Origin of the sequence: Amycolatopsis sp. NPDC051372 (genome assembly GCF_040682095.1) — a bacterium.
Taxonomy (GTDB): Bacteria; Actinomycetota; Actinomycetes; order Mycobacteriales; family Pseudonocardiaceae; genus Amycolatopsis.
Window position 1 is genome coordinate 53,072 of sequence record NZ_JBFBAF010000050.1, and the last position, 14,899, is coordinate 67,970.

Genomic DNA, 14,899 nt, shown 5'->3' on the forward strand with positions numbered 1-14,899 from the left:
TTGTCGATCCGCCAAAAGTCTTGCCGGCAAACGGTTTTGCCGTCACTGTGCGACGTAGCCGCCGTCGGCAACGAGGGTGGCGCCGGTGATGAAGGACGCCTCGGGCGAACACAGGAACACCGCGGCGGAGGCGATCTCGTCCGGCCGCCCGAAGCGGCCGAGTGGGACCCGGCCGAGCGCCGTCGCCCTCGCCGCCGCAGCGTCGCCAGTCCGCGCGAAACTGCGTTCGAGGAATGGCGTCTCCGTCGGTCCTGGGCAGAGGCAATTGACCCGGACGCCGTCACCTGCGTGGTCCAACGCCAGCGACCGAGTCAGATTCACGACGCCGCCTTTGCTGGCCGTGTACGCGACGGAACCGCGAGTGCCGACGAGTCCCAGCTGGCTGGCGATGAGCAGCAACGCTCCGCCACCGGACCGGGCGAGGTGGGGAATGGCAGCCGCGGCAAGGTGGAACGCCGCGGTCAGGTTGACCGACAGCACTCCGCTCCACTCCTCAGGCGCGAGTTCTGGCGCGGTGCCACCGACAGACATCGCTGCGCTGTGGACCAGGACGTCCAGTCCACCGTCCGCAGCCGTCTCCTCAACCACCTGTCGCGTCGCGGTTCCATCGGCGAGGTCGAGCAACCGGCCGCGATGGCCGTCGCCCGGGAGCTCCTGCACCACGACCTTCAAGGCGGCGGGATCACGGTCGAGAACGGTGACCGAGGCGCCCTCGATCGCGAGTCGCCGGGCGATGGCCAGGCCGATACCGGCCGCTCCTCCGGTGATCACGGCACGCCGACCGGTGAACCTCGCCGCGATCGGAATTTCAGCAAGCATGGTCACGAAGCCATTCAAGGTAGGCGGCCAAAGCATCGGGGAGCGGCGTTGCCGCGCGTCCGGACAGCTCGCGCAGCCTCGTCACGTCGAGGACACCGCTGCGGTGCTCCGGCGGCAGGCTGAGGAAAAACGGGGGGTCTGTCGGCTCAACTGGCCCGACCGCGGAATTCACGGCGTCGGCCAAGGCGGCCAGGGTGATCGCGGTTCCGGAGCCGACGTTGTAGAGCCGGTGCGGCGGGTCCACCGTGGCGAGTGCGGCGATGCCTTCCGCGATGTCCCCGACCCACGTCGGGTCGAAAGCCCGCCCCGCCTGCCCCGGTTCCACCTGGACTGCGCGGCCGGCGAGCGCCGCCCGGATCGCGGTGTAGGGCAACGACATCACCTGACGGGTCCCGGTGTCGCGTTCGAGCGGTCCGTAACACGCCGCCACCCGCGCGATCACGGCTCCGGCTTTCACCGCCAGTCGCTCGGCCGCGAGTTTCGAGGCCGGGTAGCCACCTGGATCGGTCCGAACCGAACTGTCCTCGTCGAGCACGGCACCGTCCGCGTACACCGATGCCGACGACACGTAAACGACCCGCGCCGTCGCCGCAGCGGCGAGCACCGCCGCCGTGCCACCGACGTTGACCTCGTCGAGGATCCGGCGATCACCGTTGGTCACGGCTGCCGCGTGGACCACCACGTCCGGCCGCACGTCGGCGAACACCGCCGCCGGCTCCCGCACGTCGAGCTCGCGGAATTCGACGACGTGATCAGCCCACAGCGCCCGGACGTCTGGCGGCGGCTCCGCCAGATCCGCCGCGACGACAGGGCCATTCCGCGCGGCCAGAGCCCGGACGAGGTGAGCCCCGAGAAACCCGGTGCTGCCCGTCACGATCGTCCCGGCCACGATCACACGGTCCAGGACGATCGGCGCACGTGGTCGAAGAACGCTCTCGTGCGGTCATGCACCGGGTTCTCGAACACCACTTCTGCGGGACCCTGTTCGGCGATGTGACCACCGTCCATGAAGACGACGCGATCAGCCACTCGCCGCGCGAAGCCCATCTCGTGCGTCACGACGAGCATGGTCAGTCCGTCGTCCGCGAGCTGCTTCATCGTTTCGAGCACCTCACCCACGAGCTCGGGGTCGAGCGCCGACGTCACCTCGTCGAACAGGACCAGGCGAGGCCCCATGGCCAGTGTGCGGGCGATCGCGACCCGCTGCTGCTGACCACCGGAGAGCTGGCTGGGGTACCTGTCCTCGAAGGCCTCCATCCGAACTCGGGCCAGGAACTCCCGAGCCTTTGCCTTCGCCTCGCCCGGATTGGTGCCGAGCACGCGCACCTGACCTTCGGTCACGTTGCGCAGCACGCTGAAGTGAGGCCATAGGTTGTACTGCTGGAAGACCATTCCAACGCGGCTGCGCAGCGCGCGTATCGCCTGTTGTTCTTCCTTTCCGGTCATCTCGGCGCGCAGGCGCACGCCGTCGAGCATGACTTCGCCCGCGCTGGGCTTCTCGAGCCAGTTGACGCATCGGAGCAGCGTCGACTTACCGGTGCCGGACGGGCCGATGATTGCCACGGTCTCGCCTGCGTGGACCTCGAGGTCGATCCCCCGGAGGATTTCGTTGGTGCCGAAGGACTTGTGCAATCCGCTGAGGTGCAACAGCGGGAGCGCGGCTTCGGTGGCCGGCTGCTGGGTCATGTCTTGCTCCGGTCGGCTCATCGGTCAGGAAGGGCGAAGCGGCGTTCGCTGTAACGCTGCGCCAGCATCAGCAGACTGGTCACGACCAAGTACAGCAACCCGGCGGTGCCGAGGATCTCGACCGCGCGGTAGGTGCTCGAAACGATCTGCTGCGCGTTGAGCATCAAGTCCGGCACCGTGATCACGGAGACCAGCGCGCTGTTCTTCACCAGCAGAATCGCGTTGTTGATGTACGGCGGGATGACGATCCGCACGGCTTGGGGGAGCACGATCCGATGCATCGTCTGCACGTAGGTCATGTTCACCGCCAGCGCCGCTTCCGTCTGCGTCCGCGGAATCGCTTCGATGCCGGAGCGGATGATCTCCGCCTTGTAGGCCGCGGAGTTCAGCGTCATGCCGATCACTGCCGCGGCGAACGCCGGCAGCTGCAGTCCGAAACTCGGTGCCGCGTAGTAGATGAAGAACAGCACCAGCAGCACCGGGGTGCCGCGCATGATCCACACGTAGATTCCCGAGAGGACCCGCAGCCACTGACGGTGCGAGATCCGGGCCATGGCGATGAACGTGCCGAGCACGGTCGCCAGCACCAAGGTGATGGCCGAGACCTCCACGGTGACCAGCAATCCGTCGAGCAGTAATGGGAAGTACTGCGCCACGACGGAGAAGTCGAGATTCATGGGTGATTCCTCTTCGTCGCGCTCACTGCTTGAACGGTTGGCCGAGCCATTTCTGCGCGATGCTCTGGTACGCGCCGGCCTTCTTGGCGTCTTCGATCGCCTTGTTGACGGCCTGCAGCAACGCGTCGGAACCCTTCGGGACACCGACGGCCAGCGCGGTCCCGTCCGTGCCGTTCTGGGACACCGCGTATCCGGTACCGTCACCCGACTTGATCCAGTACAGCGCAAGGATCCTTCCGGTGACCATCAGGTCGCACCGGCCGTTCTTCAGGTCGGAGAACGCTTCAGCCTGCCCGGGGTAGCGTGTCACCTTCGCCGCTCCGCCGATGCGCTGGACGGGAGCCTCGCCGTTGGACGAACCCGCGACGACGCACACGCTCTTGCCCTTGATGCTCTCCGGACCGGTGATCCCGGTTTCCTTCTGCGGATACACCGCGACGGCGTCGTCGTACCCGATCGGTTCGGAGAAGTCGACGACCTTCTGCCGGTCGGGCGTCACGCGCAAGCCCGACATCGCGATGTCGAACTTCTTCGCCTGCAGCCCGGGCACGATGCCGGAGAAGTCGAGAGTCTTCCACTCGACCTTCGTTCCGAGGCTCTTCGCGATGAGGTTCGCCCAGTCGGCGTCGATGCCGACGAAACCTCCGGAGGGATCCCGGAAGATCGTCGGTGCGTTGTTGCCGGACGTGCCGATCGTGATGGCGCCGTGGGACTTGATGTCGTCCAGGTTCGACCCGCCCGACGAACAGGCGGACACGGAGGTGAATGTCAACCCCGCGACGAGGACCGAGAGCCAGATACGCAGGGTGCGGCGTGGATTCATGATGTTCTCCTCGACGGTGAGGATCGGTGGGACGGGGAAAGTCGGGCGGGGAGGACGAACAAGGGAGCACGGCAATGTGTTTCTGGGGAACGACATTGACCAGGTGAGCCGCAGCAGGCCCGAGGAAAGTGGTTGTACTGCACGGCACGGTGACTGTCACTACGCCGCGTGCCGGCGGGAGTCTTGCGATTCCCCGCCGGTTCAGCTGAAGATTTCCGCCGGCCGCGGGATCTCCAGCATGGCGAGAACGCGTTCGCGCAGAGTGTCCAAGTGCTCCGCCATGGCATTTTGGGCAGCCGGCGCGTCGCCGTCGGAGATGGCGGCTGCGACACGCTGGTGCTGTTCGCCGCAGCGAGCACTCTCGGACATTTCCGGTACATCACGCTGCCGCAGGGCCCACGTCAGCACGTAGTAATTCTCGATGTCGGCTGCGAGCTTGATGTTGCCCGAGCCCGTCGCGATGAGGGTGTGCAAGATCCGGTCGGCGCCGCGGCGCCCGGACTCGTCGCTGGCGATAGTGCAAGCGAGCCCTTCGTCCGCGGCTTTTCTGATCTTGCTGCAAACGTCGTCGCTCGCCCGCTCGGCTGCGAGGCCCGCAGCCAGCGACTCGAGACCACGGCGCACCTCGTACGCGTCCTGAACGACCTTGATCGAAGGTTGGACAACCCGGAGTCCGCTGCCAGGCCCAGGCTCGACGAGCCCAACGTGCTCGAGCCGGATCAGTGTCTCGCGCACCGGGGTCTTGGAGACCCCCAACATCGAAGCCAGTTTGGCCTCCGACAGCCGCTGCCCTGGCAGCAGCCTGCGATCGACGATCGCCTGCCGGATCTCGTCGAAGACGCGGTCGGTGATGCTGTCCCGCTGAACGTCGAGTGGATCGAGCATCACCGGCTCCGTATCTCATATCCGTATCTCGTATCTGGATACGGGACTATAGGCTCCCTCCGACTAGGGTCAATAGGGTTTTACCTGGATGTATACGGACGAGCCAGCGTTCGACATCGTTTGCCGGTCCCGGCGATCGGCAACCGCCTTGCGCCAATCGGGTGACGTAATCACGCAGGCTTGAAGCGATCGATGTCGAGCCTGTCGAGTGATCACCGAGCCCGGAGGGCGCTACGCCGGTGGAGTCACAACACCTAGATCCAGCCGCGCCGCGCTGCTTGCAACCCGGCCTGGAACAGATTCGTCGCGCCGAGGCGGCGCCGGAGGACGGTCACGTGCCGCAGGATTGCCCGCTGGGAAAGGTCCAACCGACGCGCGATAGTGGTGTAGGTCGCGCCGGCTGCCATCATCGTCTAGATCGTCCGCTCGCGTTGGCTGAGCCCTGCCGCCGTCTCAGCGGGCTGCCGCTCGCGGCTCAACGGGATCACCATCTCACAGAGGGTCTCGAAGAAGTCAATCAGCAGGGTCAACAGACCGGACCGGTAGACAACGAGGTGCGCCGAACTGTCGTAGTCCGCGGTGTCGAGGTGCACCATCGCCAGCCGGCCGTCGGCGATCATGCATTTGAGCGGGAGGTCGATCGGGAGCATGCGCGAGCGATCCCCGCGTCCATCATCCGCAACGCGGCATCACCGACCAGCGGATCGTCGAACAGCCCGTTCAACGAGATCGACCGTACGGCCACGTGCGCCCGGGTGTAGCCGCGTGGTCGGCGACGAGCACGTCGACGACGGTCGCGTCTCGCGGCGTAAGGAACGGCGACCGGTTGCACGCCCGCACCTGGGTTGTGGCACGAGACAGCACCGACATAAAGAAAGGCCAACTCCCTTTCCCCGCGCACGACCCCGAGGCCGGCGTAGTCTCCCGCCGTGCCATCCAGTAGAGCCGCGTCAGGTCCTGGCTCGCCTTGCGTGCCTTGATGAGAGTCTGTTCCTGTTACTCGATGAGCCGATCGACAGTGAGGTCTGGCGGCACCGGTTCCCAGGTCTTTTCATCGTCCGCCACGTCGAGGCCTGCCAGACCCTGCTCGCACAGGGTTTCGAGTGATGCGCGCACCTGCTCCGCAGCCAACGACGTCACAGAGACGAGTTCGTGTTGCGTGGAGCCGGGATGAGCGATGAGAGCCGTGTACACGGCACCGGTCACAGTCGACGCGTCGAACGTCCACAACACCACCTCAGCGTTGGACAGACAAACCGCGAACGGGGCCGGTTGCGGTCTTTGGTGGGGTGTACGGCAGGCAGGCGAGCGACATGCAGAACTTCTCCGACTACGAGCGGAAAACCAAGCGCGCCATCCCTGTCATCGAGCTTGTTCGCGACGCCATCTGACTGGCCAAGTCTTCAGTCGCCGGCCCGTGGCCGCGGGGCCGGCCGGTGGACTCGGCGCCCTCACCGATCGGGTGAAGAGCCACGACACAGGAAGGGTTGCCGAGTGCGGTACCGGAATCTGGGCGCCAGCGGCCTGCACGTATCGGTCGTCGGCTTGTGTTGCAACAACTTCGGCCGAAAACTCGACAAGTCCGAGACGCGGCAGGCGGTCGACGCGGGCGTGCCGCTCTTGGACACAGCCGACGTGTACGGCCGCAAAGGCGGTTCCAAGGAGTTCCTCGGCGAAGCGCTCAAGGGCCGGCGTGATCGAGTGGTCCTGGCCAGCAAGTGGGGCCACCAGGAGGTCCACATGGGATACAGCCCAGCTGCGGGTGCCAAGGGCGGCCGGGCCTAGACCCGCCGATCGATCGACGGGTCAGTGCGTTGGCTCCAGGACGACCACATCGGCCTCTGCCAGCTGCACACACCCGATCCGGTGATGCCCATCGGGAAACCCATATCCGCGCTCAGCGAGCTGGTCGCGGAGGGCAAGGTGCGCTACGTCGGACATTCGAATACGGCCGGGCGGCAGATCGCCGAAGCCGCCCACGTCGCGCGCGAGATCGGCGGCGTGCCATTCGTGTCTGCACAGAACCAGTGGTCACTGCTGGATCGCGAGGCCGAGAAGGAAGTCGTTTCCGCGGCGATTCACTACGGACTCGGCGTGCTGCCGTACTTCCCGCTGGCCAACGGCCTGCTGACCGGAAAGATCCGGCGCGGCGGCGATATCCCAGCCGGGTCGCGACTCACTGAACAACGGCACGCGAGCACCGTGACCGACGAGCGGATCGACATCGTCGAGCGACTGGCCGCCTGGGGTCAGAATCACGGCCGCACGGTGTTGGAGATCGCCATCGGGGCGCGGGCAGCGCGACCGGGATGCGGCTCAGTCATCGCGGGTGCACGCTCCGAGGAGCAGAGCTTGCTGCGTAGTGCTGAACGAGGAAGCGTCCAGGAAAGCGGCCCCTTCCTCGTTCTCGGGGGCTAGTCCACGGCTTTGGCCGCAGTCCGAGCGCGCAATGCCTCGGTCAGTTTGGGCGTGATGTCGAGCAACTGTTTCCGCAGCTCGGGCGGCAAGTCGCCGAACGCCTCGCGGACTTCGGCTTGGAATTGCGCCCAGTTGCGCTCGAGGTGCTTTCGACCGAGGTCGGTGATGCTGATGACGGTACTGCGCCCGTCGTCCGGGTTGGGCCGGCGCTCGACGAACTGCTCGTCGGCAAGCGCGGCCGCCAGCGAAGTGATGCGGCGCTGCGTGACGTTGAGCGCACTCGCCAGGTGAGTCATGGTGCAATCTCCGTGCTGGTCGAGCGCACGAAGCAGGCGTAGGCGTATGTAGCTGACGGCCTCCGGCGGGGTGCACACGGTGACCCAGCGGCCCCACGCCGGCCCGAGATCGGTGAACGCGTCAGCGAGCGCGGTCAGCCTCGCTTGCGTGGATGGACGCCCCATGAACGGACTCTATCGCATCCACGCCGTAGGCGACCTGCACTCAAGCTGGTGTCGCAGCTGAGCGGCGCTGAGTGCCGCGTGCGAGTTGATCCTGGCGTGCGACATGCGGGTGATGGCCGACAACGCGAAGATCGCGCAGCCGGAAATTTAGCTCGGTGTGATCCCGGGGGCGGCGGGACGCAGCGCCTTCCGCTGCTCGTAGGGCCCAGTATCGCCAACGACATCATCTGCTCCGGTCGGCACGCGCAAGCCGAGGAGACATTGCGTGGTCTCCGAAGCCGAGCTGGACGCCACCGCACTGGAACTCGCTCGCGACTTCGCGCGCGGCGCGGTCGTTACCCAGCAGATGAGGCTAATGCGGCTGCTGGCCGCGTGGCGCCGCGACGTCAAGACCGAACCCTTCGCGCCGTCGCTGGACGTCGGGACGATGCACTACCGCTGGTCGGTCCCGCACCGGATGTCGAGGCTGACCACTCATCCTGCGGGCTGGTGACCAGCACTTTTCCCAGGTGGGTTGCTCCGCCCGGGTTACGTTCGCGGGCATGTGTCGCCGGGTGGGCGCGGTCCCGCTGGCGGGTGAGCCAGGAGGTTGCGATGGCTGCGCCGGTGCGGCCGCCGGTGCAGTTCGAGCCGCTGGCGCGGTTCAACCCAGAACCTACGGACCTAAAAGGCTTGTGAGCTGCAGTTTTCTGGCGTTGCCGACATTGAGCGGCACCGGCGTGGAGGTACCTCGTGACCTCGAACTGGACCCAGAGTGACCGATTGTCACTCTGGGTCCAGTGGAGGATCGAAGTCCATCGTGGACGGACCGCAAACTGCTCGACGTGCACAACTTGAACATCGAGAATCCCACCGGTATCAGCGCAGGTCGACCGGGGCGGGAACTGGCGCGATACAGTTCGGCCGGCCGGCACCGCCTACCCGCTTTCGGCGTACCGTAGACCACGAAGAGGGCGCAGCCGAAGAACCGGTAGGGAGGCTCTCGTGGATTACGAAATATTCGACCTTGGTACCGTCCGGTTGCAAGAAGGCGCCACGCTGAGCGATGCCAAGCTGGCGTACAAGACATACGGCGAGCTCAACGGTGACAAGAGCAATGCGATCGTTTACCCAACGTGGTATTCCGGACAGCATTACGACAATGAATGGCTGATCGGCGAGGGGATGGCGCTCGATCCGGCTAGGTACTTCATCATCATTCCGAATATGCTGGGCAACGGGTTGTCTTCGTCGCCGAGCAACACGCCCGCGCCGCATGACCGCGCGTCGTTTCCCCGGGTGACGATGTATGACAACGTCCAGTTCCAGCACCGGCTGGTGACCGAGCGCTTCGGCATCGAGAAGCTGGAGCTGGTCACCGGCTGGTCGATGGGCGCCGGGCAGACCTACCAGTGGGCGGTCAGCTTTCCCGACATGGTCAAGCGGATCCTGCCATTCTGCGGGTCGGCGAAGACCAGCCTGCACAACTTCGTGTTCCTGGAAGGGGTCAGGGCGGCGCTTACCGCGGACGCGGCCTACAACGGCGGCCGGTACGACAAGCAACCCGACATCGGGCTCCGCGCCCTGGCGCGGGTCTACGCCGGCTGGGGCTTCTGCCAGCAGTTCTACCGGGAAACGATCTACGAGCGCGAGCCACTGGGCTACGGGTCCCTGGAAGACTTCCTCGTGGCCTTCTGGGAGGGCCTGTTCCTCAAGCGCGACGCGAACAACCTCCTGGCCATGCTGTGGACCTGGCAGCACGCCGACATCGGCAACACGCCGGGAATGCGCAGCCTCGAGGACGCACTCGGCGCGATCCGGGCGCCCGCGATCGTGATGCCGGCGCAGCAGGACCTGTACTTCCCGCCCGAGGACAACGAGTGGGAAGTCAAGCACATGCACCGGGCGGAACTGCGCGTCATCCCGGGAGTGTGGGGACATTTCGCCGGTGGCGGCATCAACCCGGAGGACACCCGGTTCATCGACAACGGCATAAAGGAACTGCTCGCCACGGAAGTCTGATCCGCCTGGCTCGGCGCGGTTCCACCCGTTCCGTGTCGAGAGCACTCCTTTGCAGCCTGGAGGGAGCATCATGACCAGCGCAGAATATGCACAACGAACCGCTCCTCCGGGAGCCGCCCCGAAAGTGCCGCCACCGCGTGCGGGCGAGCCCGCCACGACCGCCTTCGCCCCCACAGCCAGCGGGGTGCCCCTGGCGCTGGCGGGGTTCGGATTCTCGCTGACGATCCTGTCGTTGGCAAACACAGGCGTCGTGGACCAGCGAACGGCCACGATGTTCGTTCCCGTCGCGATGGGCACCGGCGCGCTCGCCATGCTCGTCGGCGGGATCTGGGAGTTCCGCCGCAACAACCTGTTCGGTGCGACGTTCTGTTCGGCGTATGCCTGCTTCCTGTTCACCACGGCGCTGATCGTGCAGTTCTACGCACCGATGATCACCGACACGGCGGGAGCAGCGAACTTCGCCCGCATGTTCGGCGCTTACCTGATCGTGTGGGCGTTGTTTACCGCGATGCTCGCCGTGGGGGCGCGGGTGGTCAACGCACCCGCGTTCACCGCGTTCGTGTTGCTGGTCGTGGTTTACGTGCTGCTGGGCCTCGCCAACCTCATCGGATCGGGAGCCACCGCGATCGCGCTGACCAAGGCCGGCGGCTGGGTCGGTCTCCTCGACTCCTTCGTCGCGTTCTACCTGTGCTCAGCCATCGTCCTCAACGACGTCAGCGGGCGGGGCCTGCTGCCGATCTGGCCGGCGAGGCGGACGGCGCATTCGGCCTGAGTGGACCGCGCGCGGCAACTGGAGCCCTCCGGTGGGCCGGTGCCGAGCGCCGCCGAGATTTCCCCGGCGGCCGGGTGCCGCCGGACCGTCGCCGGGCGTTCTCGAGGAAGGCGACGACGGCCGGGTTCGTCTCGTCGGCGCGTTGGACGACGGAGAATTCGGCCCTCGCCCCCAGTCCGGACAGTGGGCGGTAGACGACGCTGGGTACCGCGATCCGGTCGACCCGATTGCTGTCGCGGCTGTGCCTGGGGAGGCGTTGCTGCGCCACCGTTCGGAGGGGCGGGTCGAGGTGGCCAGCGCGGGCAGCCGCCACCCGAAACCGTCGCACCCCACGCCGTGCGGGCGGCCGCCGAGTACGGGATCACGCTGGACCACGAGCCCACGCACCTGGATTCGATGCGCCGCCGGCGGTTCGACGCCGTGATCAGCCTGTACGACCGGGTCCGGGAGGTCTGCCCGGAGTTCCCCGGGCGGCCCGTGGTGATCCATTGGAGCCTGCCTGACCCGGCCCACGAGCCCGCTGCCGACGGCGACACGTTTCCCGCGTTCCAGCAGACCACAGCCGAACTCGACAACCGGATCCGATTTCTGCCGTCCGCCCTCACCACTGATGCTGAGGAGAGCCGACCATGACCATCGATCCGAACAACCTCGTGAGTGTGCGGTACCTCGTCGACGACGTCGTAGCCGCGATCGCGTTCTACACCAGGCACCTCGGGTTCACCGTGCGCACCGACGTGTCCCCGGCGTTCGCCGACGTCGTCCGCGGCAATCTGCGCTTGCTGCTGAGCGGCCCCGCCAGCTCGGCCGGCCGCACGCTGCCTGATGGCAGCAGGCCCGCTCCGGGCGGCTGGAACCGCATCCACCTCATCGTCGAGGACATCGAGGCCGAAGTAGCGCGGCTGCGCGCGGAGGGTGTCGGGTTCCGCAGCGACGTCATCAACGGCCCCGGAGGCCGGCAGATCCTCTTGGACGACCCCGCCGGGAACCCGATCGAGCTGTTCCAACCGAAATCCTGAGACACCCGACCGCCGGAGGCGATCCAGGGCATGACCACCGACAACTCGACCGCACCCTGCAGCTCGCGCGGTGATTGGGCACCGCCGACGCCGTTGTCATCGGGCTCGGCTCGATGATCGGCGCCGGGGTGTACGCCGCGTTCGCCCCGGCGGCCAATGCGGCGGGCACGGGCCTGCTGATCGGACTCGTCCTCGCCGCGACCGTGGCGTACTGCAACGCGGCGTCCTCGGCCCAGAACCCCGCATCCGGCGGCACCTACCTCTACGGGCGGCAACGGCTGGGGTCGTGGTGGCGTTTCGCCGCCGGGTGGGTGGGGGTTCGTCATCGGGAAGACCGCGTCGTGCGCGGCGATGGCCACGCTGGCTACAGGCCCTGGGGCTCCTCGGGTGCGTCGCGCTCGCAACCACCCTGCGGTGGCCCTCCATCGTTGCCGGAGCCGCCGTGCTCGGCATCGGCATCGACGGGCGGCTGACCGTGCTGGCCCGCCGCCGATCGCATAACGACCGGCGCGGAAACGCCATAGACGCAGACTCCCATGCCGACCTCAGGTACCGGCTCGAACGTGTCGAACCACCTCGCGTGCCTGCGCGGATGCGGGTTGATGGTGGCGAACTACGAGGCCGGCAGGTCCGATACGAGCTTGTGGACGCGCATTTGGCGAAGGCGTTGAGCGAGCTGGTGCACCTGGTGCTCGCGGTGGACACCGACGAGACGTTCCTGAACGACGTTGAGCCTGCGGCGTCGTCGGCGAGCGCGGAGGCGATCCGATGAGCGAATCGCGCGAGCACCTGAACCTGCCATTGGCCACACCGGAAACGGACGGGTGCGCCGATGACTGCTGCGCCCCGGTGTCGCAGCCGACGACGTCGGTTTCCACCGCGCGCCGGGCGGTCCCAGGATGACCCCGTGCGCGGTCACGATCGTTGTCCGGACTTGCCCGCGACTCCCAGCGAACCGCGTTGTCACCGAGCCGAAAGGATGTTCTGTCATCGGCTGCGGCGATGGGCCGGTTTCCTTGACCTGGCCAGCAATAGTGTCGCGGCCGCTGCGACAAGTGGTGCCGCAACGGCGACGATCAAGGCCGCGATCACTGGTAGCCCGGCTGACGAGAGCTGCTCGATAGCGGTCAGCGCCTCGAAGCGCTCAGACTTGTGCGGACGGAGGCACTGATCTTGGAGCGCAAGGAGCCAAGGAGTACGTCGAGGCCGTGGCGGCTGGGGTGCCCATTCCTGATCATGTACGCTCGCGCTTGCCTCAGCCGCCGGTCAGGCGCACGGTACGTTGGGCTTTGTCCGCGCCGAACCGCGAGCCGGGCGCGTGATGGCCGAGGCTTGCCTCCTCGCCACCGCACTTCCAGACCCCAACACAACCCACCCGTCAGAGGCGCCGCCGGCGGCGCGGCTGGCGCGCGGAACGGCATGATCTATCGCCGTCAAGCGGTCAGACGCAGACGTGTGGTTAGTGCGAAGGGCGTCCTCGCACACACGCACTAACCCTGCGGGGTGGGCGGATGGTCACATCGACCATCCGCTCTTTTGCGTTATAGGCCATTTCCAGGCCTACCTCCTCGTACAACTCTTGCAACCGAGCGGGACTGGCGCTGAAGTACTTGCCGACCGGCGTCCCGAGAGGGAGTCCGCGCCAACTCTTCCTCTGCGGCATCGCATTCTTCCTTCGCCCGGTTGACCGGGTCGATCAGAGCCATCGGATCTGCGCCCGCTTGAAATGGCCTGCGTCAGCCGCGCCAGCCGCGTGTTCACCTGGTTGAGACGGCGCTGGGCGTCAGCGGTGCGCTCCGGGTTCACGTTGGCGTCGCCGGCCACGCCCAGAATGGCTTCCACGGTGGCGTCGCGCTGGTCCTCTGAGAACACGTGGTTGATGTAGGCGTGGAGCGGCAGCATCGGTAGCTCACGGTTGTTGATCCGTGAGGTTGAGCGTGGACCAGAACAGGACGGCGACGACGAGCAGGAACGCATCTGCGAGGCCTGAGGTGCCTGCGACGAGCACGACCGCGAGCACGAGGGGAATGAGCACGGCTTCGCGACGCGAAATGGCCAACTGGCCTGATGGGGACTGCTGGGGCGACACGGGATCTCCTGTGGGCGGGCGACTGCTGCGGATGGGTGGGGCGGGAGCAACTGCGGCGGCTGGGCTTGGGCATGGTTCGCTGGGTCTGCAGCAGAGGGATCGGCGGCGACGCGGGCTGGTGGTGTCGGTGGGTCGTTCGCGAGCGAGTACAGGGCCTTGGACGGTGGCGGCCGTCGGCTCAGACCCTGGTGCGGCGGGTCATTCCGGCGTCCGGGAGCACCAAGCCAGACGCCGCCCGTCCGTCGGGGCGGCGCAGGGGGCCGCGCGAACGCCACGCGCTTCACCTGTTTCGGCCCCCGAGCACGGCGCGCGATGCCGACAGGCCGTCGGCGACGAGCTTCAACACCTCGAGTTCCCGCGCGCCCAGCTGCTCAGCGACCTCGTCCTGCGGCGCCGCCCTGAGCGGGGCCACACGGTAATGCTGAATACGGCACAGCCTGTCCGGCCCGGTCGGCTGGGTGACGCGGTCGAGCTTCGCTCGCACCGTCTCGTCCGCGGCGGCGGTCACGAGCAGCACGGCGATGTAGTCGTGCCACTGCGCGGTTGGAGGTGACGAGGACTTCGTTTCAGGCTCTACAGTCATGGGGGATCTCCTGATCTCGCTGGATTCGCGGCGGTGAGTGGCGGCCCACAGGTCGAGCTGCTCGCGCTCGGGCAGCTGACGCGGCCATGGTCGGCTTTTGAGCAGCAAGCGAACGCAGTGGGCGAGGTGGCGCCACTGCGCGCGTGACAGGATCACCTCGGCGTCGGGCCACCCGCTGGCGACAACCAGACCGGGCCAGACTCGGAGCGCCCGATCGACACGGTCGGGCGAGCTCGTCGGCTGCCTGGCGCGCGGCGGGCCACACAGAGTGTCCACGTCAGGTCGCATAGATATCGCAGCACGTGCACTGTGTTGCTCGCGTCCGGGAACACACGAGGGCGTCCGACCAGTCGAGGTGCCGTGCCCCTAGGAGGGATGATCAATGCGATTTGCCAGGACGGCAAAACAGCTTGACGTTCAACCTATTCGGTGTGGTCAGGGCGCGCTCGGTTTAGTTTAGAGCGTGTCTCATGTGGCTAGTTTGCGGAGGTTCTTGTAGCAGGTGAGGCTGGCTCCGAGGATGAGGAAGGCGAGGAAGTGTTCGGCTTTGCGTTCGTAGCGCGGGGCGATCTGATGCGCCCCGGGTTCTGTGCAGGCTCTGATCTCAGGGAGGATGCAGAGCATGCCGGCACCGAAGAAGTACAGCGACGAGCTGCGTGAGCGGGC

General features: G+C 66.7%; 17 protein-coding genes and 4 pseudogenes. 8 read left to right on the forward strand and 13 right to left on the reverse strand.

The features are described from left to right. Positions 1-42: 42 nt before the first annotated feature. The 9 genes from AB0M56_RS46470 to AB0M56_RS46510 form a co-directional block, all read right to left on the reverse strand. Entirely contained in the window at positions 43-819 is a 777-nt protein-coding gene (locus AB0M56_RS46470) for an SDR family NAD(P)-dependent oxidoreductase (RefSeq protein WP_364188898.1), read from the reverse strand. Then, a complete protein-coding gene (locus tag AB0M56_RS46475; RefSeq protein WP_364188835.1) occupies positions 809-1,708 on the reverse strand; it encodes an NAD(P)-dependent oxidoreductase in 900 nt (299 codons plus the stop codon). Before AB0M56_RS46475 ends, AB0M56_RS46470 begins: the two co-directional genes overlap by 11 nt. A gap of 2 nt (positions 1,709-1,710) precedes the next feature. Beyond that, positions 1,711-2,505 carry an amino acid ABC transporter ATP-binding protein gene (locus AB0M56_RS46480; RefSeq protein WP_364188838.1) on the reverse strand — a complete coding sequence of 265 codons (795 nt, stop codon included), beginning with the start codon at positions 2,503-2,505 and terminating at the stop codon, positions 1,711-1,713. Between the two features lie 17 nt (positions 2,506-2,522). Beyond that, positions 2,523-3,182 carry an amino acid ABC transporter permease gene (locus tag AB0M56_RS46485; protein ID WP_364188841.1) on the reverse strand — a complete coding sequence of 220 codons (660 nt, stop codon included), beginning with the start codon at positions 3,180-3,182 and terminating at the stop codon, positions 2,523-2,525. A gap of 22 nt (positions 3,183-3,204) precedes the next feature. Continuing rightward, the gene (locus AB0M56_RS46490) at positions 3,205-4,005 is read right to left on the reverse strand and encodes a transporter substrate-binding domain-containing protein (protein WP_364188844.1); all 801 of its coding nucleotides are present in this window, start codon (positions 4,003-4,005) and stop codon (positions 3,205-3,207) included. 201 nt (positions 4,006-4,206) lie between these two features. Next, entirely contained in the window at positions 4,207-4,890 is a 684-nt protein-coding gene (locus tag AB0M56_RS46495) for a GntR family transcriptional regulator (RefSeq protein WP_364188847.1), read from the reverse strand. A 254-nt stretch (positions 4,891-5,144) separates the two neighbouring features. Next, on the reverse strand, positions 5,145-5,300 hold the full coding sequence (locus AB0M56_RS46500) for a LuxR C-terminal-related transcriptional regulator (protein ID WP_364188850.1): 156 nt from the start codon (positions 5,298-5,300) through the stop codon (positions 5,145-5,147). Between the two features lie 3 nt (positions 5,301-5,303). Continuing rightward, complete coding sequence (locus tag AB0M56_RS46505) at positions 5,304-5,540, reverse strand: hypothetical protein (RefSeq protein WP_364188853.1); 237 nt, start codon at positions 5,538-5,540, stop codon at positions 5,304-5,306. 346 nt (positions 5,541-5,886) lie between these two features. Then, the gene (locus AB0M56_RS46510; protein WP_364188856.1) at positions 5,887-6,123 is read right to left on the reverse strand and encodes a hypothetical protein; all 237 of its coding nucleotides are present in this window, start codon (positions 6,121-6,123) and stop codon (positions 5,887-5,889) included. 261 nt (positions 6,124-6,384) lie between these two features. Here AB0M56_RS46510 and AB0M56_RS46515 point away from each other — a divergent pair. Continuing rightward, positions 6,385-7,308: pseudogene (locus AB0M56_RS46515) on the forward strand (aldo/keto reductase). On the opposite strand, the gene AB0M56_RS46520 reads toward AB0M56_RS46515, so the two are convergent. Continuing rightward, on the reverse strand, positions 7,305-7,769 hold the full coding sequence (locus AB0M56_RS46520) for a MarR family winged helix-turn-helix transcriptional regulator (protein ID WP_364188859.1): 465 nt from the start codon (positions 7,767-7,769) through the stop codon (positions 7,305-7,307). The pseudogene AB0M56_RS46515 and the gene AB0M56_RS46520 sit on opposite strands and share 4 nt — an antisense overlap. A gap of 265 nt (positions 7,770-8,034) precedes the next feature. On the opposite strand from AB0M56_RS46520, the gene AB0M56_RS46525 reads away from it, so the two are divergent. The 7 genes and pseudogenes from AB0M56_RS46525 to AB0M56_RS46555 all read left to right on the forward strand — a co-directional run. Next, positions 8,035-8,262, forward strand: coding sequence for a hypothetical protein (locus AB0M56_RS46525; RefSeq protein WP_364188862.1), 228 nt, complete (start codon positions 8,035-8,037; stop codon positions 8,260-8,262). 491 nt (positions 8,263-8,753) lie between these two features. Further along, a complete protein-coding gene (locus AB0M56_RS46530) occupies positions 8,754-9,770 on the forward strand; it encodes an alpha/beta fold hydrolase (RefSeq protein WP_364188865.1) in 1,017 nt (338 codons plus the stop codon). Between the two features lie 184 nt (positions 9,771-9,954). Next, the gene (locus AB0M56_RS46535; protein WP_364188868.1) at positions 9,955-10,542 is read left to right on the forward strand and encodes an acetate uptake transporter; all 588 of its coding nucleotides are present in this window, start codon (positions 9,955-9,957) and stop codon (positions 10,540-10,542) included. 336 nt (positions 10,543-10,878) lie between these two features. Then, positions 10,879-11,175 carry a hypothetical protein gene (locus AB0M56_RS46540; protein ID WP_364188871.1) on the forward strand — a complete coding sequence of 99 codons (297 nt, stop codon included), beginning with the start codon at positions 10,879-10,881 and terminating at the stop codon, positions 11,173-11,175. After that, positions 11,172-11,561, forward strand: coding sequence for a VOC family protein (locus tag AB0M56_RS46545; protein WP_364188874.1), 390 nt, complete (start codon positions 11,172-11,174; stop codon positions 11,559-11,561). The genes AB0M56_RS46540 and AB0M56_RS46545 overlap by 4 nt, the downstream gene beginning before the upstream one ends. Positions 11,562-11,674: 113 nt before the next feature. Continuing rightward, positions 11,675-11,918, forward strand: a pseudogene (locus AB0M56_RS46550) (amino acid permease); the annotation flags it as partial. A 194-nt stretch (positions 11,919-12,112) separates the two neighbouring features. After that, positions 12,113-12,333: pseudogene (locus AB0M56_RS46555) on the forward strand (transcriptional regulator); the annotation flags it as partial. A 1,137-nt stretch (positions 12,334-13,470) separates the two neighbouring features. Here AB0M56_RS46555 and AB0M56_RS46560 read toward each other — a convergent pair. The 3 genes and pseudogenes from AB0M56_RS46560 to AB0M56_RS46570 all read right to left on the reverse strand — a co-directional run. Next, positions 13,471-13,650, reverse strand: coding sequence for a hypothetical protein (locus AB0M56_RS46560; RefSeq protein ID WP_364188876.1), 180 nt, complete (start codon positions 13,648-13,650; stop codon positions 13,471-13,473). Between the two features lie 280 nt (positions 13,651-13,930). Next, positions 13,931-14,341: a hypothetical protein gene (locus AB0M56_RS46565; RefSeq protein ID WP_364188879.1), complete on the reverse strand. Its 411-nt coding sequence runs from the start codon at positions 14,339-14,341 to the stop codon at positions 13,931-13,933. 360 nt (positions 14,342-14,701) lie between these two features. Then, positions 14,702-14,899: pseudogene (locus AB0M56_RS46570) on the reverse strand (hypothetical protein); the annotation flags it as partial.

Excerpts from the sequence above, each read along its gene's own strand:
- AB0M56_RS46500 (WP_364188850.1), bottom strand. The coding sequence starts at position 5,300 with ATGATGGCAGCCGGCGCGACCTACACCACTATCGCGCGTCGGTTGGAC.
- AB0M56_RS46485 (WP_364188841.1), bottom strand. The coding sequence starts at position 3,182 with ATGAATCTCGACTTCTCCGTCGTGGCGCAGTACTTCCCATTACTGCTC.
- AB0M56_RS46490 (WP_364188844.1), bottom strand. The coding sequence starts at position 4,005 with ATGAATCCACGCCGCACCCTGCGTATCTGGCTCTCGGTCCTCGTCGCG.
- AB0M56_RS46545 (WP_364188874.1), top strand. The coding sequence starts at position 11,172 with ATGACCATCGATCCGAACAACCTCGTGAGTGTGCGGTACCTCGTCGAC.
- AB0M56_RS46495 (WP_364188847.1), bottom strand. The coding sequence starts at position 4,890 with ATGCTCGATCCACTCGACGTTCAGCGGGACAGCATCACCGACCGCGTC.
- AB0M56_RS46520 (WP_364188859.1), bottom strand. The coding sequence starts at position 7,769 with ATGGGGCGTCCATCCACGCAAGCGAGGCTGACCGCGCTCGCTGACGCG.
- AB0M56_RS46505 (WP_364188853.1), bottom strand. The coding sequence starts at position 5,540 with ATGCTCCCGATCGACCTCCCGCTCAAATGCATGATCGCCGACGGCCGG.
- AB0M56_RS46480 (WP_364188838.1), bottom strand. The coding sequence starts at position 2,505 with ATGACCCAGCAGCCGGCCACCGAAGCCGCGCTCCCGCTGTTGCACCTC.
- AB0M56_RS46470 (WP_364188898.1), bottom strand. The coding sequence starts at position 819 with ATGCTTGCTGAAATTCCGATCGCGGCGAGGTTCACCGGTCGGCGTGCC.